The organism is Biomaibacter sp. TOL (assembly GCF_059717795.1).
On the sequence record NZ_AP046092.1, the window covers coordinates 3,211,084 to 3,230,082 of the forward strand.

The 18,999-nt window shown below is 44.4% G+C and carries 16 protein-coding genes and 1 tRNA gene; 15 read left to right on the forward strand and 2 right to left on the reverse strand.

Features of this window, described 5'->3' with window-relative positions; translation table 11 throughout:
* Positions 1–204: 204 nt before the first annotated feature.
* A complete protein-coding gene (locus AC6I1H_RS15765; protein WP_497738471.1) occupies positions 205–543 on the reverse strand; it encodes a DUF3870 domain-containing protein in 339 nt (112 codons plus the stop codon).
* A 296-nt stretch (positions 544–839) separates the two neighbouring features.
* Here AC6I1H_RS15765 and AC6I1H_RS15770 point away from each other — a divergent pair, with 296 nt between their 5' ends.
* From AC6I1H_RS15770 to AC6I1H_RS15795, 6 genes are all read left to right on the forward strand, one after another.
* Entirely contained in the window at positions 840–1,412 is a 573-nt protein-coding gene (locus AC6I1H_RS15770) for an RNA polymerase sigma factor (protein WP_497738472.1), read from the forward strand.
* 23 nt (positions 1,413–1,435) lie between these two features.
* Positions 1,436–2,593, forward strand: coding sequence for a DUF4349 domain-containing protein (locus tag AC6I1H_RS15775; protein ID WP_497738473.1), 1,158 nt, complete (start codon positions 1,436–1,438; stop codon positions 2,591–2,593).
* A 69-nt stretch (positions 2,594–2,662) separates the two neighbouring features.
* Positions 2,663–5,248, forward strand: a complete 2,586-nt coding sequence (polA, locus tag AC6I1H_RS15780; protein ID WP_497738474.1) for a DNA polymerase I — start codon at positions 2,663–2,665, stop codon at positions 5,246–5,248.
* 25 nt (positions 5,249–5,273) lie between these two features.
* Positions 5,274–5,876, forward strand: coding sequence for a dephospho-CoA kinase (gene coaE / locus AC6I1H_RS15785; protein WP_497738475.1), 603 nt, complete (start codon positions 5,274–5,276; stop codon positions 5,874–5,876).
* Entirely contained in the window at positions 5,870–6,415 is a 546-nt protein-coding gene (locus AC6I1H_RS15790; protein WP_497738476.1) for a lytic transglycosylase domain-containing protein, read from the forward strand. The genes coaE and AC6I1H_RS15790 overlap by 7 nt, the downstream gene beginning before the upstream one ends.
* A 28-nt stretch (positions 6,416–6,443) precedes the next feature.
* On the forward strand, positions 6,444–7,478 hold the full coding sequence (locus AC6I1H_RS15795) for a nicotinate phosphoribosyltransferase (protein ID WP_497738477.1): 1,035 nt from the start codon (positions 6,444–6,446) through the stop codon (positions 7,476–7,478).
* A gap of 4 nt (positions 7,479–7,482) precedes the next feature.
* On the opposite strand, the gene ndk is transcribed toward AC6I1H_RS15795, so the two are convergent.
* Positions 7,483–7,893 carry a nucleoside-diphosphate kinase gene (gene ndk / locus AC6I1H_RS15800; protein WP_497738478.1) on the reverse strand — a complete coding sequence of 137 codons (411 nt, stop codon included), beginning with the start codon at positions 7,891–7,893 and terminating at the stop codon, positions 7,483–7,485.
* A gap of 230 nt (positions 7,894–8,123) precedes the next feature.
* On the opposite strand from ndk, the gene AC6I1H_RS15805 reads away from it, so the two are divergent.
* The 9 genes from AC6I1H_RS15805 (at position 8,124) to AC6I1H_RS15845 (ending at position 18,984) form a co-directional block, all read left to right on the forward strand.
* Positions 8,124–9,746 carry an ABC transporter substrate-binding protein gene (locus AC6I1H_RS15805; protein ID WP_497738479.1) on the forward strand — a complete coding sequence of 541 codons (1,623 nt, stop codon included), beginning with the start codon at positions 8,124–8,126 and terminating at the stop codon, positions 9,744–9,746.
* A gap of 41 nt (positions 9,747–9,787) precedes the next feature.
* The gene (locus AC6I1H_RS15810; protein ID WP_497738480.1) at positions 9,788–10,009 is read left to right on the forward strand and encodes a hypothetical protein; all 222 of its coding nucleotides are present in this window, start codon (positions 9,788–9,790) and stop codon (positions 10,007–10,009) included.
* Between the two features lie 105 nt (positions 10,010–10,114).
* Positions 10,115–10,198: transfer RNA gene (locus AC6I1H_RS15815), tRNA-Leu, on the forward strand.
* A gap of 158 nt (positions 10,199–10,356) precedes the next feature.
* Positions 10,357–10,875, forward strand: coding sequence for a hypothetical protein (locus AC6I1H_RS15820; RefSeq protein ID WP_497738481.1), 519 nt, complete (start codon positions 10,357–10,359; stop codon positions 10,873–10,875).
* Between the two features lie 29 nt (positions 10,876–10,904).
* On the forward strand, positions 10,905–13,418 hold the full coding sequence (locus AC6I1H_RS15825) for a site-specific DNA-methyltransferase (protein ID WP_497738482.1): 2,514 nt from the start codon (positions 10,905–10,907) through the stop codon (positions 13,416–13,418).
* Between the two features lie 9 nt (positions 13,419–13,427).
* On the forward strand, positions 13,428–16,220 hold the full coding sequence (locus tag AC6I1H_RS15830; RefSeq protein ID WP_497738483.1) for a BPTD_3080 family restriction endonuclease: 2,793 nt from the start codon (positions 13,428–13,430) through the stop codon (positions 16,218–16,220).
* A gap of 142 nt (positions 16,221–16,362) precedes the next feature.
* Positions 16,363–16,878 carry a cysteine hydrolase family protein gene (locus tag AC6I1H_RS15835; RefSeq protein ID WP_497738484.1) on the forward strand — a complete coding sequence of 172 codons (516 nt, stop codon included), beginning with the start codon at positions 16,363–16,365 and terminating at the stop codon, positions 16,876–16,878.
* Between the two features lie 20 nt (positions 16,879–16,898).
* Positions 16,899–18,044 (forward strand): tRNA epoxyqueuosine(34) reductase QueG, encoded by a 1,146-nt coding sequence (gene queG, locus AC6I1H_RS15840; RefSeq protein WP_497738485.1) that lies wholly within the window; start codon positions 16,899–16,901, stop codon positions 18,042–18,044.
* Between the two features lie 79 nt (positions 18,045–18,123).
* Positions 18,124–18,984, forward strand: a complete 861-nt coding sequence (locus AC6I1H_RS15845) for an HIRAN domain-containing protein (RefSeq protein WP_497738486.1) — start codon at positions 18,124–18,126, stop codon at positions 18,982–18,984.
* Positions 18,985–18,999 lie beyond the last annotated feature (15 nt).

An 18,999-nucleotide genomic window follows, 5' to 3' on the forward strand; every position in this document is an offset into this window, starting at 1 on the left:
CCTCCTTTCACATGGTATGCTTAGTTTTAAGAATATATGAGAGAAATTTATTCGACATTTTTCTTAAAAGTCCTGTTTATTGTCAGATTTCCGGATTGTTTTAGTCGATAAATATCAAAATAAAATTTTGATTTAATTAAAAAATCCAGAGAAAACACAATCGCGTTTTCGCTGGATTTCATCAACGGAAAGTTGACAAAGCAGCTACTCTTCAACATTTTTACCGCTTTTTATCTGGAAATATTTTTTTTGGGCATCCTTAAACGCCACTATGAGAGCTTTTTGGGAGGAGCCGAAATACCTAGATTCGATCTCTTTAGAGAACTCGGATATATCGCCTTCGATATTTTTATTTATAAAAATGGATTTGATGAATTCCGATGTCAGCGGAAGAACTCCTGAAGCTCCGGCGTCAATTATACGGCCCGTATCTTTTTCAATCACAAGGCCTATGAAAAACATGCTGTACATATGTGTTATGGGATTGTTTTGAGGCGCTTTGGAATTGCCTATGATATATATGGTGTTTCTGGGATAAACCATCAATGCAGTCCTCCTGTTGGCCTTTCATGCGTAGCTAGCCGGGAAGGCTGCGTTACATGAAAGGAACGGTGAATGCTTGATTTCTTCTTAAGGTCATCCATTATTTAAATATATTAATTCTACATAAAACATAGAAATCCTTCTTAATCAATTGTAAAACATAAAAACTTAATTATTCAAGCCAGATTTATCGCAATATAAGCTAAAATATTTCCGCCGTGTTCTTGAAGGAATTTAAACGTAAGAATCGAATAATAATGAAATGTCTCCATTATGAGAAAGGGGGAGAGGAGGACTTGAGCGAAGAAAAAGACCTCATCCACCGTGCACGGATGGGCGATGTGCGCGCATTTGAAGAACTTGTCTCCGGCTATGAAAAAAAGGTATACAATACGGTCTACCGTTTTTTTGAAAATACTGAAGACGCCAGGGATGTAACCCAGGAAATCTTTATAAAAATATTCACCTCATTGAAGCGCTTCAGGGAAGGTTCATCTTTTTCAACATGGCTTTATAGAATAGCTGTTAACACGTGTATAGATTTTAGTCGAAAAAAAAAGGATGACTTATTGCCTCTTCAGGAAGAGTTGGATGAGAACGGCATAGGAATAGGAGAATATTCAGATCGACCGGATACCGCTGCGGAAAATAAAGAATTAAAAAAAGCCCTCAACGAGGCCATTAAATCCCTGCCGGAAGACCAGAGGATGTGCGTGGTGCTGAGGGATATACAGGGATTCAGTTACATGGAAATAGGCAATATATTAAATTGTTCACAGGGGACGGTCAAGTCCAGGATAAGCAGGGGCCGCCGGGCATTGAGAGAATTATTGCAGCAAAGGGAACTTTTTATTAAAAAAAACGTCTAAACAGGTAGAAGGAGGGATATGAAATGGCTTGCGAAACATATAGGGACATAATAGATAAATTCGTGGAAAATCTAGCGTCTCCTGAAGAAAAAACGGACCTTGAAGAGCATATGAAAACATGTGACGAATGCAGGAGCGAAGTGGAAGACATCGGCAAGATATTGAGAGCTTTTAATTCTTTTGAAAGTATGGATTTGCCGGATGACTTCATGCCTTCTCTTCACGAGAGGTTGTTAAAGGTACGAGCAGAATACACAGATAAAGAGAGAAGGGTATTTGTTTCCGATATAATAAAAAATGTCACGGCATTATTATACAATTTTTATCGATTCAATTCGAAAGTTCTGGCGGCAGGTATTTGCGCTGTCTTGATAAGTTTTTTCCTTGGACGGTTTTCCGTCATGCCTAACGGCTATCAAGCCGGAACAAATGCCACCGTCGAGCAAAAGATGGCAAAAAACCAATTTACAGATGCAGCTGCGAGTACGCCGCAATCGCCAGTGGTATCTGAACAGAATTCTCTCGAAAAGAATTCTGTTGAGGATAACGGAATACGGTCTGATACCGGCGGCGGTTCCGAAAAAAGGTTGATGGTGGCGGAGAGCGCATCACGAAGCGATGCAGATGTTAAACAGGATGTGCCTCAGGAAATTCAGAGAGAAAAACATGAAGCAGTTAAAAAAGATGCCGCTGCTGGCGCCGCAGGCGACACTACCGGCCGTTCGGCCGAACTTGCCACGAGTTCGCGGAATGGCGCCGCCAAAGATATCGCATCCGCAAGGGGCGGGGTACAGTATAAAGCCCTGCAAGAAAGCGATCCGAAGGCGGCTGCCGCCCCCTCTTTATCGCAGAAAGATGGCGAGACCAGTAATATTACGATACTGGTGAATGATTTTGATAAGAAAGTGGTTTTCACTATTAGCCTGGCGTATCAACTGGGCGGGGATATTCAGCAGAGTAAAATAACCACGCAAAGTGGGGACAATTCCAGGACAGCATATATCGTGATGAAAGTGCCGTCTGAAAGCATGGCTTCTGCCTTGGAGCAAATCGAAGCCCTGGGCGAAATAGAAAAAAACTATGAAGAACCGCAAACCGAAAGTGCGACGGAAGAAAATGAAACGGCCATAATTCAGATAAACATAATTGAAAAGAAGACGGCCCAGCCACAATCAAATTAAGTCTTTTTTTTATTTTTTTTGCAGGTATTTGCGGTTTTTTGGTGAATAATAGTACCGGGAGTGAATTGGATGAAGAAAATAATGTTAATTGACGGGAACAGTCTGCTGCACCGGGCTTTTCATGCGCTGCCGCCTTTGATGACGTCGAAAGGGGTCCATACCAATGCGGTTTACGGATTTTGCAACATGCTGTTTAGAATAATGAAGGAACACAGACCTGATTATATAGCTGTCGCTTTTGACAAAAAAGGGCCCACCTTCCGTCATGAACAGTTTGCGGCATATAAAGCCACCAGGCCGAAGATGCCGGATGAGCTTGCGGAGCAATTTGACATATTGAAGGAGATATTGAAGGCGCTCCATATCGGCTACCTCGAAACGGAAGGTTTCGAGGCGGACGATGTGTTGGGCACGGTATCGCGGAGGGCCGAGGAGGCAGGGATTTTTTCGCTGATAGTCACCGGTGATAGGGATGCCCTGCAGCTGGTGTCATCCGGCACTCATGTCATGTTGACGAAAAAAGGCATTACCGAGATGGAAACTTACGATGTTGCAAAAGTAAAGGAAAGATACGGAATACTGCCCGGATATATACCGGATTTAAAAGGCCTGATGGGGGACGCCTCGGATAATATCCCCGGGGTCCCCGGCATCGGGGAGAAAACCGCCTGCAGACTTTTGCAGGAATATGCCACGGTGGAAAGTCTCCTGGAAAATATTAACAACCTTAAAGGCAAATTGAAGGAAACTCTAGAAAAGTACGGAGAACAGGCCAGGATAAGCAAACATCTCGCCACAATCGTGAGAGATGCGCCCGTGGATTTTGATTTCGAGGATTTTGTGAAGAAAGAGCCCGAGTACGAAAGGCTTGTAAATTTATTCCGGGAGCTGGAGTTTTACAGCCTTTTGAATAAAATTGAGCGCCCGACGGTTGAAACCGGAGCTTCCGGCGAAATGAAGCAGGCGGCAAAAACGGGTGCGGATTTTTATTCCATACTGGAAGAAGTGAAATCATCGGGGGTTTTATGCTTGCTCGTCGATATGGCCGGGATTTCGCACGCGCCGTCTGCAAATGGCATATACCTTGCCGGTGGGGACCGGTTTCATTATGCTGAATTAGAACTCGTCAATAAGGATATCCGCCTAAGAGAGGATTTAAAAAAAATACTGGAAGACCCAAACATTCTCAAGGTGACTCATGACGGAAAGCTGGCAAGGAATGTGCTGCGGAAAATAAATATTGATTTTTATCCCGGCTTTGACACCATGTTGGCGGCTTATCTTCTGGACCCATCCAGATCGCGTTACGAATTGGATACCATTTTATACGAGCACCTCGGAGTCAATTTCAATTTAAAAGAAAATGCTGGTGCGGCTGCTGCAGCTCTGCAATCTTTGATGCAGCTCATGCGAGACAGGCTCAAGGATTATGAAATGGAAAAACTGTTTTTTGAAGTGGAAATGCCTCTTAGCGTGGTGCTGGCCGACATGGAGGAATCAGGCTTTAAGGTGAACCCTCAAAAGCTGAAAGAGTTGTCCCGGGAGTTCGGAGAAAAGCTGGATAAATTGAGCCGTGAGATTTACGACATGGCAGGCATGGAATTTAATTTAAATTCCCCAAAACAACTAGGGGAAGTGCTCTTTGAAAAAATGTCCCTACCGGCGGTAAAAAAGAAAAAAACGGGCTATTCCACCGATGCGGAAGTGCTTGAAAAATTAAAGCCGGCGCACCCCATAATTGAAAAAATCCTCGAATACCGCTTCTTGATGAAGATGAAATCAACTTATGCTGACGGGCTGCTAGCCATGGTAGACGAAAGCGGCGGCAAAATACATACAAGCTTCAATCAGACGGTCACATCCACAGGGCGCATCAGCAGCACTGAACCCAATCTCCAGAACATCCCTGTAAGAACCGAGGCAGGAAAACGCATCAGAGGAGTTTTCGAAGCGGACGGCCCGGGACATGTGCTGCTGTCAGGAGATTATTCCCAGATAGAGCTAAGGGTCCTGGCCCATGTTTCCGGGGATGAAAGCCTGATAGATGCTTTTGTGAAAGGCGAAGACATCCATACCAGGACCGCCGGCGAAGTATTCGGCATACCGCTCAGGGATGTGACGCCTTTGTTGAGAGACAGGGCTAAAGCCGTAAATTTTGGCATAGTTTACGGCATCAGCGATTTCGGCCTGGCTCAGAGCCTGGGTATTTCCAGCAAAGAAGCCCAGGATTACATAGAAGCATACTTCCAAAGATATCCCGGAGTTAGGGATTACGTGCGGGAAACCATCAGGAAGGCAAGGCTTTCAGGGTATGTGACCACGATTATGAACCGGCGCCGCTATGTTCCGGATATAAACAGCAGGAATTACAACCTGAGGTCTTTTGCCGAAAGAGTGGCCATGAACACGCCGATTCAGGGAAGTGCCGCGGACATAATTAAGGTGGCCATGGTAAAAGTGTACAGAGATTTAAAGAAGGCGGGATTAAAGTCCAAAATGCTTTTACAGGTCCACGACGAACTTATTCTGGATGTTCCGCAGCATGAGCTTGCGGCTGTTTTAGAAATTGTCCGATATGATATGGAAAATGCCATACCTTTGAAAGTCCCCCTGGTAGTCGACTTTAAAACGGGTTACACCTGGGAAGAACTTTAAACTAAATTTCCGGGGAGGAATTATTTTGAAAGTCATAGGTCTTACCGGCGGTATAGCCAGCGGCAAAAGCACCGTTTCCATGTTGCTTCGCGACAAAGGTGCTGTTATAATAGATGCGGATGAGATCGCGCGAGAAATACTGAGCCCGAAAAAACCTGCATGGAATGCGGTAATAGATTGTTTCGGCCGGGAAATACTTCTGGACGGAGAAAATATAGATAGAAAGAAGCTGGGGCGCATGGTCTTTTCCGATAGGGCCATGCTGGAAAAATTGAACCGCATCACTCATCCGGCCATATTGGAGGAGATAAAAAAAAGACTTGATTACTACAGGCAAAAAAGAGAAAAAATAGTGGTGATAGATGCCGCCCTGCTGCTGGAAATAGGCCTTGATTCTATGGTGGACGAGGTCTGGCTGGTGGCAGTGGATGAAAAAACACAGCTTGCAAGGCTTTTGAATAGAGAAAAAAAGATGAGCGTTGAAGAGGCGATGGATAGAATAAGGGCTCAGTTGCCCCTTGACAAAAAAATAAAAATGGCGGACAGGATAATAGAAAACAGCGGAAGCATCGAAGAAACAAAGCGGCAGATAGATGCGTTATGGAGGGATATAAGCCGGCGGTGGTAAAAAAAATTGCAGCAGTACTCATAGTAGCAATCGGTTTTGTAGCTCTTTACAACAATGTCTTATGGTTTATGAAGTATCTTTATCCGTTGAATTACAGGGAACATATTGTAAAATATGCGAAGGAATACGGCATGGACCCATATATGATCGCCGCGGTGATAAAGGTGGAAAGCGGCTTTTCCCCGAATGTGGTATCCGATAAAGGCGCAGTCGGACTTATGCAGATAATGCCCGATACGGCAAAGTGGGCCGCGGAAAAAATGAATATGAAGGATTTTAAAATTGAAGAACTCATGATACCGGAAACGAATATAAAAATAGGTACCTGGTATCTGGCCGAACTGTTTGAAGAATTTAACAAAGATTTGACTCTGGCTCTGGCCGCGTATAACGGCGGAAGAGGAAATGTGCAGGAGTGGATAAAATCCGGCGTATTAAAGGAAAGTATGGAAGATGCCATACCATTTGCGGAAACAAAGTCATTTGTCTTAAAGGTAAAAAAAGCATATAAATGGTACAGGAAATTGTACAAATTATAATAAAACATTAAAGGAGCGATTGAATTTTATGGATGAAATCAAAAATTTAGCAGATGTTAAAAATTTTAAAATAGAGTCCGAAAGGCGCTTCTACTCGGCAAATCACGATGAAATTAAAGCCGGGCTGACAACGGATATATATTTTATAAAGACCATGGAAATTTTGAGGCACATGGGCCTTTCCAAAAAGAAGGTTGTGGCAGAAATATTCGCCAGGAGAGCGGGTGTTCTCTGCGGAGTTGAAGAGGTGTTGAACCTATTGAAAGATAAAGACATCGAGGTATATTCCCTTGCGGAAGGGGAGTCTTTTGAGCCCAAAGATACGGTGATGAGGATAATAGGCTCTTATGAAGAATTCGGCATGTTTGAAACGGTGCTGCTGGGAATGTTGGCACATTCCAGCGCATGGGCCACCGCCTCCAGACACTGCCGGGAAGCTGCTGGCGACAAGGTGTACATATGTTTCGGCGCGAGACATGTCCACCCGGCGGTTGCGCCCGTTATGGAGAGGGCTGCTGTAATCGGCGGAGCCAACAATGCCAGCTGCATTCTGGCTGCAAAACTGCTCGGCCGGGAACCATCGGGCACCATTCCCCATGCGGCCATCCTGGTAGCCGGCGATACGGTTTCTGTCGCCAGGACCTACGATGAGATCATGCCGCCGGACTCTCCCAGAATTATACTTGTGGACACTTTTAAGGATGAGGCTGAGGAAGCTTTGGCCGTCGCGGAAGCCCTGGGAAGAACTCTCGAAGGGGTTAGACTGGACACCCCCAGCGAGAGGGGAGGAGTGACTCCGGAACTTGTGAATGAAGTAAGACTGCGGCTGAACCAGAAAGGGTACAATTATGTAAAAATATTCGTATCGGGCGGCTTAACTCCCGAAAGGATCCGGGAACTTTCCGCCGCCGGAGCGGACGCTTTTGGAGTGGGAAGTTACATATCCGGAGCATCTCCTATTGACATGACCCTGGATCTGAAGATGGTGGATGGCACTCCCATAGCAAAAAGAGGCAGGATTCCCGGGCTCATTGACAACCCCAAGCTAAAAAGGATAAAGTAGTTTCTCACCCTTCATCGGGGAACCAGAGTGATATTTCACGCTCGGCGCTTTCAGCGCTGTCGGAACCATGGACCAGGTTTTCAGTGGTGGAGGTGGCAAAATCCCCGCGAATGGTGCCGGGAAGCGCTTCCTCGACCTTTGTTGCTCCGTTCAACAGCCGCACCAGGCTTACGGCTTTGTCACCTTCCAGCACCATGGCAAAAACCGGCCCGGAAGTGATGTAATCGATGAGATCCGGAAAGAAGGGTTTTGAAGAATGCTCCTGGTAATGTTTTTCAGCCAGTTCCTTTGACGCTTTCATGAGTTTTGCTTTGATTATTCTTAGCCCTTTCTGTTCGTACCTCTGCAAAATCGTCCCCACCAGACCGCGTTTGACGCCATCAGGCTTTACCATTGCGAAAGTTTTTTCTAACATAAACAACCCTCCATTTAGACAGAATGGCAAAAGTAATTCGTTTCAATATTTTAACAAAAATTAGGAACCATTACAAGCTGAAATCTCCAACCATTGGAAATTGACCTCGGATAAGGGATATATTATAATCTTTTTTGAAAAGCAATTTTATGAAAGGGGATACACCTCCTTTTCCGGGGCAGAGTCTGTGAAAATTGAAGGAATGTCCCAAAAATCCGCGGGAGGAAACCATGAAAAGGTTACAGGCTTTTTTGACAGTTTTTTTAATATTCGCCTTTTTACTAACCGGGTGTTCCGGCAGACCTGCGAAGCCCGCTCAGGAGAAAAAATCTGAAAACAGCATTTCCGCAGTTCCAAAAAACGGCGGGAAGATTACTATTGGAGTAACTTCTGCGATAAATCTTGATCCCTTACAGATAAAAACCGATGAGGAAAAATCCATAGATTCACTAATACATGAAGGATTGGTCAGTATTGACGGGCAGGCTCGGATAAAACCGGCACTGGCTTCTGCCTGGGAAATTTCTTCGGATGGAAGGACATACACTTTTAAATTGATGAATAATGTAAAATGGCATAACGGTGAATTTTTTTCTTCAAATGACGTAATTGCTACTTTTAATGAGATAAAACAGATAAAAATTCAACAGGAAAAGCAGAATAAGGTAAAAGTGTTCCCCGAATTTGACAATATAGAGAGTTATTCTGCTCCGGACGCTCACACATTCGTCGTAAACCTGTTCAAACCCGATGCGGGTTTCCTATATGATATGACCGTAGGGATACTGCCCGCATCTAACATTTCGCAAAAATCTTCCGAAACCCAGCAGAAATCGAATCTGATAGGAACGGGCAAATATAAGGTTGTAAGGCGGGACAGCGATACCGTCGAACTGAAGAAAAATGAGGACTATTACGGCAAAAAACCTTATATAGATGACATCGTTGTACGCATCTTTCCGGATATAAATTCTATGAAAGAGGCCTTTAAAAACCAGGAGATTGACATGATGCCGATAGAGGCTCAGGACTGGGGTATTTTTCAGAACATGACAAATGTCAATCTTCTCCACTATCCCTCCCGCTATTTTGAATTTATGGCTCTCAATCTAAAAAATAATCTTTTCAGCGATGTCCGTGTGCGGCAAGCCATTCTAATGAGCATAGATAGAAGTAAGATATTGCAGGATACCACCCTGGGCAGAGGCGTCGTTATAGACAGCCCGATATTACCGTTCTCGTGGGCTTATAATCCTCAACTGCAGCACCAGGTTTTCAACAAGGACAAAGCCGTACAGATGTTGAAAGAGGCAGGCTGGAGCGATGAAGATGGCGATGGCATACTGGAGAAAAAATTGAACCGCAAAAAGATAAAATTTGAATTCGAACTGCTGGTAAACACATCGAATACCTCCCGATACCAGGCTGCTTCCGATATACAGAAAGATTTAAAAGAAGTGGGCATATCCGTAAAAGTGGTGAATGTTTCCTGGGAAGAACTGAAAACCAGGGTCATGAGGAAGAAGTATGATGCGGCGATCATGGGATGGAAGCTTTCGCCCAATCCTGACTTAAGGTTCATGTTTTCGCAGGATGAAATAAAGAGCGGATATAATTTTGTATCTTACGCTAACCCTCAACTTGATGAATTATTGATAAAAGCGCAGTCGTCAAATCTGGAAGAAGACAGGAAAGCGCTGCTCTATAAGGCCCAGGAAATTATCAGCCGCGAACTCCCGTACATCTTTCTTTACAGCCCCAATGCCCTGCTTGCGGTAAATAAGAGGATAAAGGGTTTTCAAACGGATTCTATTAACATCTTTAACAATATTGATGGCTGGTGGGTGGAGTAAAATCACAAGAAAAGCCCAACTCTAGCGAAGGAGCTGTGTTTATGAAAAAGAATGTCGGCGGCGATGGATATTATTTTTATCATGAACACGATACCGGTGAGGGGAAACATGGAGAAAACTTCGGGAGAAAAGCAGATTTTGGTGCGAAGGACATTATTGCCATGATCATAGCCGCTTTTGAACTGGTGCTTCCTCCACTTCTGATGATGTTTGGAGTAGTGTTGCTAATTTATTTCGTACTGAAGCTGGTGTCAGGCTATTAGGGTCGGTCTCATAGCCTTAACCGGGAGTGAAAGTTAAATTAAATAAAGACTTTCACATCATATTGACATTAAAGCGATAACGGTTTATAATATTTATTGTCAAATGCGGAGATGGCGGAATTGGCAGACGCGTACGTTTGAGGGGCGTATGGGACGACCGTGCGGGTTCGATTCCCGCTCTCCGCACCATAAAATGAAGATAAAAGCCTAAAAGGGCTTTATTTTTTTTTTGCAATTTAAGGCACTGGATCCATGGCATATTTAAAGGATAATATTTTAAAGAGTATGATTTTATGATATATTAAGTAAGTAAGTAGGAATAAATATAAAATTTACGGAGGGAAATTATGCCTAGATTATCCAGGTATTTAAAAGCCGATATAGAACGGGGATTCATTCTAGCGTATTATGAACTGGTAAAAGGTTGCAAAGTCAGCCTGGATATACCCGGAGAGAATATTATTCCGGTAGTGGCTTTTGCCCATAAACCAGGGGAAATCTATGCCATGGATTTTTCAAGCAAGTATCATTTTACTGAAAATCAAAAATCTAAAACCAGGTTGCGCAGGGTAAAGAGGATTATCGAAGAACTCGCGAAATATACAGAATTTGCAGAGAAGCAAACTGGAGCTGAATACAAGGCGATTTATGAGATATGGTGCTTTTTACCGCCAAATAATTTTGTTACAGAAACCATAACCGCCGCCCAAAAGGAGGGTTTACCTGTAAAACTGGTGAGCCTGGAAGAGGTGCATGAGAGAATAAAACAGGTGGCACTAATGGAGCCGTTAAAGTGGGATATGATTTATGAAAACGCTTTTCTCTGGGCGGCAACTTTATTCCGGGAAGCAGGCGCCTGGAAATAAATGTTGAAGTTATATAAGGGGGATATTCAATGGTTAAAAGTTATATTGATGAGGATATAAGGCATATCGAACAATATGAACATAAGGGAAAAACAAGACTCAACAACCCGCCAGTGGGATTGGTCACACCGCAGACCGAAAGAGAAAGCGGCAAGAAGAAATATCAATATGATCCGCATATAGACCCTTCCCTGCAGTGGGCCGGAAAGGCAGAGCATATGTCTTTTGAAGTTCCCACTGTATCCCTTCATGTCCATGAACGGATTGATCCACGCAAGATAATCGATCAGTTCCGTAACTACCAGTGGCCAAAACACGAACAGCTTTCATTATTTGAAACAAAAGAGGAGTACCTTCCCATGCGGGAGGCAGTGGAGTTCTACAAACACCGCCACAACTGGACCAACCGTCTGATTGCCGGTGACAGTCTGCTGGTAATGAACTCCCTACTTGAGAAAGAAGGTTTGGCAGGCCAAGTACAGACGATTTACATAGACCCGCCGTACGGGATAAAATACGGCTCCAATTTTCAGCCGTTTGTGAACAAGCGGGACGTCAAGGATGGCAAGGATGAGGATCTGACTCAGGAACCGGAAATGATCAAGGCCTTCCGGGATACCTGGGAACTGGGGATTCATTCGTATTTAACTTACCTGCGGGACAGACTGCTTTTGGCGAAGGAGTTGCTGCACGAAAGTGGGAGCATTTTTGTACAGATCAGCGATGAAAACGTGCATCTCGTAAGATGCTTGATGGATGAGGTGTTTGGTAGGGAGAATTTTGTTTCATTAATTACATTTAGAAAAAAACTGATGCCATTAGGCGCAAAAACGCTTGAAAATATGTGTGACTATTTATTATGGTATGCAAAAAATATTTCAATTATTAAATATCATCATCTTTACATATATGTTGAACCTATTGGAACACAATGGCGATTTGTAGAATTACCTGATGGGACAAGAAGACAATTAACATATGACGAAAGAAAGGGCAATAAACAACTTCCAAAAGGCTCAAAAGTTTATACGACAGTTTCTCAATTAGCGCCTTCATATTCTGAATCTAATGTTTATGATTTGGAATTTGAAGGAAAAATATATTGTCCTCCTAAAGGACAATGTTGGCTTACAACAAAAGAGAAAATGTTAAGACTAGCAGCAAATAGAAGGTTGCAAGTAGATGGAAATTTACCAAGATATATTTTGTATCATGATGATTTTCCTTATCAGAAACTAACAAATCCTTGGTTGGATACATCTGGTGCATCTGAAAAGGTTTATATTGTACAAACTAATCATAAGGTAATAGAACGCTGTATCCTTATGACCACCGACCCGGGCGATCTGGTATTCGATCCTACCTGCGGCTCTGGCACCACCGCCTATGTAGCAGAGCAGTGGGGGCGCCGCTGGATTACCTGCGACACTTCTCGGGTTGCTATTGCCTTAGCTAAGCAGCGGCTGATGACGGCGGTTTTCGACTACTATGAGCTTGCCCGCCCGGAAGAAGGGGTAGGAAGTGGGTTTAGATATAAGACGGTACCGCATATCACGTTAAAATCTATCGCCAACAATGAACCGCCAGCCGAAGAGATTCTCTATGACCAGCCTTATATCGACCGTAAGAAGATTCGCGTTACCGGCCCGTTTACCGTGGAAGCCGTGCCGGCCCCCACCGTTAAGTCGCTGGATGATGTGGGCGAAGATGAAGGGGCTTCCGATATTTCAGTAGTCAGATCCGGCGAAACATTGCGGCAGGCGGAATGGCGCCAGGAACTGCTGCGGACCGGTATCCGGGCTAAGAACGGACAGCGCATCGAATTTTCCCGGGTGGAGCCTTTCCAGGGGTCAAGATGGATTCAGGCAGAGGGAGAGACTAAAGAAGATGTGCCCAAACGAGTGTTGATTTCCTTTGGCCCTGAGTACGCGCCGCTTGAGCAGAAGCAGGTAGAGCAGGCATGGCAAGAGGCGCGGATGTTCCGACCGGATATACTCCTTTTCTGCGCTTTCCAGTTCGACGAGGAAGCTGCAAAAGATATTGACGAATTGAAACCGGAGATAGCCGGGATGCAGCTTTTAAAGGTACAGATGAACGCCGACCTGTTTACAGAGGATTTGAAGAAAAAACGTTCTGGCAATGACAGTTTCTGGCTCATCGGCCAGCCCGATGTAAAAGTAAAGAGAATAGCTAAAGGCGAAGATAAAGGCAAATATCAGGTTGAGGTGTTAGGTTTCGATTATTACAACACCAAGACTGGCAATGTGGAATCAGGTGGCAAAAACAACATTGCCATGTGGATGCTGGATACCAATTACGACGGGCGCAGCCTTTTCCCAACTCAGGTCTTTTTTCCAATGGCTGGTGCGGGTGGAGGATGGGCCAAATTGGCAAGGACATTGAAGGCGGAGATTGATGAGGAACGGATGGAGGCCTTCAGAGGGACTGCCAGCTTGCCTTTTGAAGCGGGTCCCAACAAGACCATTGCCGTAAAAATTATTGATGACAGAGGGATTGAAAGCCTGCGAGTAATTAGGCTATAAGGAGGAACTATGGCTGGACAGAAGACTATTGATAAGCTGATTATAAACTCGCCGTATGAGGAACCGAAATATTACTGGCATTATGATAGAGAAACGAGAACATTCGAAAAACGGAAGGGCAGAAGGCCTGCCGGATACGTCGTCGCCTCGGAAAGCAGCAAATCTTTTGATGACCCTGGTGTATTTGTGCCTATCAAGCTGGTAAATGACATACGGCCAAGGGTAAAGGCCTGGCGGGAAGCCGGATATCCCGGAGTGACCGGGATGACGAAGCGGCTGCTTTCTTACTGGAGGGATCCGGGAGAAAGAGCGGACAGGCGATTCTTTTTCTGCCAGCTTGAGGCAATTGAAACGCTGATCTGGCTGTTAGAAGCACCGGATGCAGAAAAAGTTGGCATACACATTCCGTCGGATGGTGGGGATTTTAAAAGGATTTGTTCTAAAATGGCCACCGGTTCAGGTAAAACTATTGTCATGGCTATGCTAATCGCATGGCATGTGCTGAATAAGGTGGCTAATCCCCGCGATACCAGGTTTTCCAAAAACGTACTTGTTGTCGCTCCCGGGCTGACGGTAAAGAGCCGGTTAAGTGTACTGAATCCGTCCGATATAAATAACTATTATGAAGTGTTTAACATTGTTCCGCCGGGTCTTATGGATTCCCTCCGGCAAGGGAAAATCCTCATTACCAACTGGCACACATTGGCATGGGAAGACGATGAGAAATTAAAAAAGAAGAAAAGTGTGGATAAGCGAGGGGCCAAGAGCGATGAGGCTTATGTCCGCGAAGTGCTGGGCGATATGGCCAGCACCAAAAATATTATTGTGATCAATGATGAAGCTCACCACGCCTGGCGCGTTAATCCGGAACTTAAGGTAAAAAGGGAGTTCAAGGAACAGGAAGCTCAGGCCACGGTATGGGTTGGCGGCTTGGATCGTATTCATCGGGCAAGGGGGATTCTTTGTTGCTACGACTTTTCGGCCACGCCTTTTGCACCGTCGGGGAAAAAAGCCCAGGAAGAGGCGCTTTTCGGCTGGATTGTCAGCGATTTCGGTTTAAACGATGCCATTGAATCTGGGTTGATCAAAACACCACGTGTGGTAATCCGAGACGATTCGGCCAGAACATCTGAGCTTAAATCGAGACTTTATCACATTTACATGGATCCTGATGTAAAGGATGACATAAATCGAAAGGCGCAAGAAAGCGAGCCACTTCCTGACTTGATTATTAATGCATATTATCTTTTGGGGAAGGACTGGTTGGAAACAAAAAAGGCATGGGAAGAGGCAGGACAAAAGATACCTCCGGTGATGATTACTGTTGCTAACCGTACTGAAACCTCTGCAAGAATTAAATATGCTTTTATTCACAACGAAATCATGATACCTGAACTCTGCGTCCCTGAGGGCATTTTACAAATTGACAGCAAGGTATTGGACGAGGCTGAGTCGAGCGAAGAAGAAGTTTTTGTAGATATTAACCAGGATGATCAAGAAGATGGAGCGCCTACGAAAAAGTTAACCAAGAATCAACAGGCTGAAATTCTGCGTCAAACCGTTGATACTGTCGGCCAAGTTGGGAAATTGGGCGAAAAGATTCAAAACGTTATATCTGTGGGTATGCTTTCGGAAGGCTGGGATGCCAAAACCGTAACCCATATCATGGGTCTCAGGGCTTTTTCCAGTCAGCTCCTCTGCGAACAGGTGGTCGGAAGAGGATTACGCCGTGTCAGTTATGATGTTGGCGAGGATGGGCTTTTTGAACCAGAGTATGTCAATATTTTTGGAGTGCCTTTTACATTCCTGCCCCATGAAGGAGGAGAAGGTGCACCGCCGCCACCGCCAAAGCCGAAGACAAAAATTGAACCAGTACCAGAAAAAATTGAACACGAAATTTCTTGGCCAAATATTATTAGGATAGATACTGTTTACAGGCCGAAACTGACTTTAGATTTATGCAAGGTGGAGCCGATAGTGCTGGATCCTTTTGCAAGCATAACAGAAGCAGAACTGGCCGCAATTATAGCGGGGAAGCCTAACCCTGCTGTTCTTTCTGATATTGATTTGAAAGAAATAGCAGATAGATACCGTACCCAGACGATTATTTTTGAAACAGCTAAAAGAATTTATAATATTAATAAGCCGAATTGGAAAGGAAGCAAGGAACTTTTCTTTGCCCAGCTAATAAAGATTGTGGGGGAATTTATCGAATCGGACAGAATAGTCATAGCCAGCGAGCGCTTCAATGGTTCAAAAGAGCGGCGCAAGGTATTGATTATCCTGAATATGAATAAAATTATCCAGCACATATGGCAGGCTTTAAAAGCTGAAAATTTCGAGAAACGTGTACCCGTTTTTGATAGCGAAAATCCTATCCGTTCTACGGCTGATATGCGAGCATGGTATACCAGCAAACCATGCGAGTGGACGCAAAAATCCCACATCAGCCACGTTGTAATTGACAGTAGCTGGGAGGCTACAGAAGCATATATACTCGATAAACACCCTGCTGTTAAGTCATTTGTGAAAAATGATCATCTAGGGTTTAATATTGTTTACAATTATCAAGGCATTGTGCGGAAATATTATCCGGATTTTATTGTCAGGTTGGTAAATGGAGAATACTTGATTCTTGAGGTAAAAGGGAAAGAAGATATAGTAGCCAAAACAAAACATGCCAGCCTTGCTGAGTGGGTGGAAGCGGTAAATGCCCATGGTGGGTTTGGCAGATGGAACTGGGCGGTATCTTATATGCCGGGAGACCTTGAGGCTATATTGGAGGGACTTTCAGGAAGGTAGAAGATTGATAAGAAGCATAATTGACCTTAGTATTTATATAGAACCTAGGCATCGGTATATAATAATTTTATATAGAATTTTATAGTGTCAAATAAATAAGTTACAAAGAAAGTATATAAAACCAAATAGGAAGGTGACCATTGTGAAAGCATTGCTTGTCATCGATATGTTGAAGGATTTCATCGACAAAGAAGGCACTTTATATGTAGGCCATTCCGGAGAGGCCATCGTACCATTTGTCAGGCAGAAAATTCAAGAATTTAGAGAACAGAAAAACCCGGCTATCTTCATCTGTGACAATCATCAAAAGGACGACAGAGAGTTTGAAATGTTTCCACCCCACTGCATTGCCGGTACCCCGGGAAGCGATATCATACGTGAACTTGATGTAAAAAATGACGATAAGATAATAAGAAAGAGACGCTACAGTGCCTTTTTTGGTACGGATCTGGACCTTTTTTTAAGAGAAAAGGGAATCGATGAACTTTATCTTGTGGGAGTCTGTACCAATATATGCGTGCTCTATACCGCAGCTGACGCCAGAAACCTGGGATATAAGGTAAATGTTTATAGAGAGGGTGTTGCTTCCTTTGACGAAGATGCCCATAGATTTGCTCTTAAAGAGATGGAAAAGACGCTGGGATGCCGGATACTGTAACTTAAACGGAGATGCATCGAATGGGATTAAAAGAGGATGTAAAAAAATTCGCGAAGGGAATAGGCCTGGACGCCGTTGGTTTTGCGTCGGCGGAGCCGTTTTTACAGGAAAAGGAAATCCTGCTGGAGAAAAAAGCAAGGGGAATGCTTTCGCCTTTCGAAGATCCGGACATCGAGCGCAGATGTTATCCGGAGAAACTTTTACCCGGCGCCAGGACTATTATATGCTTTGCTATGGGATACCTCATCTATTCCTTTGAACCGGGGGAAACGCTAATTTTAGAAAGATGCCCATACGAGACAAGTCCGAATGGCAGGATTTCGCGTTACGCCCGGGTAAAAGATTACCACGGAATACTGGATAATAAATTGACCGCCGTTATGGAATTTATTTCAAAGAGAAAACAAGGCCGATTTAAAATTTTAATAGATACCGGGGCTTTCCTGGACAGAGCGGCGGCCCGGCGGGCGGGAATCGGCTGGATTGGAGAAAACACCTGCTTTTTTACGCCGGAGCTGGGTTCATGGGTTTTCCTGGGAGAAATATTGACCGATATCGAATTTGAACCCGATAAACCGGCTCCGGATCTTTGCGACCACTGCGGAAAGTGCGTGCAGGCCTGTCCCACCGGTGCATTGACAGCGCCGTACCATATGAATCCTCACCGCTGCCTTTCATATATAACCCAGAAGCGTGGACCGATTCCGGAGGAATTCAGAAAACTTCTTGGCAGCAGAATATTCGGCTGCGATACCTGCCAGGAAGCATGCCCCAAGAACAAAAGCGTCAGGATCCCCCATCACCCGGAGTTTGTGCCGGATTTTCCGCTTATAACCGATTTGACGGAGCTGGCAGTCATTGATAAAACTGGGTTCGAAAGGATTTTCAAGCCCACCGCCGCAGGCTGGCGGGGGAGAAATGTGCTGCGCAGGAACGCCATTTGCGCTCTGGGGAATATATGGACAAATTATGAACGCGGAAACAGTCCAATAGCTATCAATGTATATCTCGGAGAAAAAAAGGCGGATGATTTCAGAAGAATATGCGAAAAAGATGTGGTAGCGCTGTTGAGTGAGCTTGCCGCAGACCCGTCCGAAATAATAAGAGAACAGGCCAGATGGACCATGAAGGGGATTTTTCCTGGCAATTTTTTAAATGATTTTTAGAATTATTCTATTATACCCCTGAAATGTACAGGATGAGTGGTAAAATCATTTTAAAAGAAACATTTCAGGGGGTATTTTTATGGAGAATGGGACTTTTATATTTAATATCTGGCTGGGGGTTTCCGACATCGCGGAAAAGAAAGGGGAGCTCTTTAGAATAGAAATGGAGCTAGCAGCGAAAGATTCTTTTTCGGTTCAGGATTTAAGCATGGAGGTTTTTGAGGAAGTTTTCACATTCAAACATTACAATGATGTGCTGAAAACAAACATTGTCAGTCCTGTGAAACATGCATATTTTCCAGCTATTTCCGGATTTGTAGTCGTGGATGCGCCGGCGCATCTTCACAATGAACTGAAGGATGAGGAAAAATTGATAAAGCTGGCGGAATCGGTATGCTTTTTTAAAAATGGCGCGATAGGGCCGGGCCTCGCGATGTTGCGGTTGATGGACGCTAATCTATCGGAAAGCCTGTTTTTAGAAAGAATGCTGCCGTCCATCCTGAGGACCAATATAGCGGCTGAGTACTTCTACGGAAATTCTATAAAAGAGGCTGATGAAGGGTTTAACATCGGATTTTTTAAGATTCCGGAGTTGGATCCAAAGCTCATATATTCCGAGCCCGGAATTTCTTTCTACATTCATCCCACAGGCCTTTGCCATGAACGGCGGTATAATTCTATCGATTTTTTAAAGTCCGGCGAAAAGGTCGTGTTCGAGCGCGAGCAGAATAATATTCACGACCCAAATGCGGTCCATATATATACTGAGAAGGGAATTGATTTGGGATACATTCCGAGATGCATTGCTTCCATAATGAATTTCAATATGAGAAGGGGGGCGCATTATGAAGCCCTGATTTCTCTGGTGCTGCCGGAAACCTTCCACCCGGACCAGAGGATTGTGCTTAAAGCAAGGATGCTGCTGGATGAGGCCGCCTGACAGCTGGCCATTATC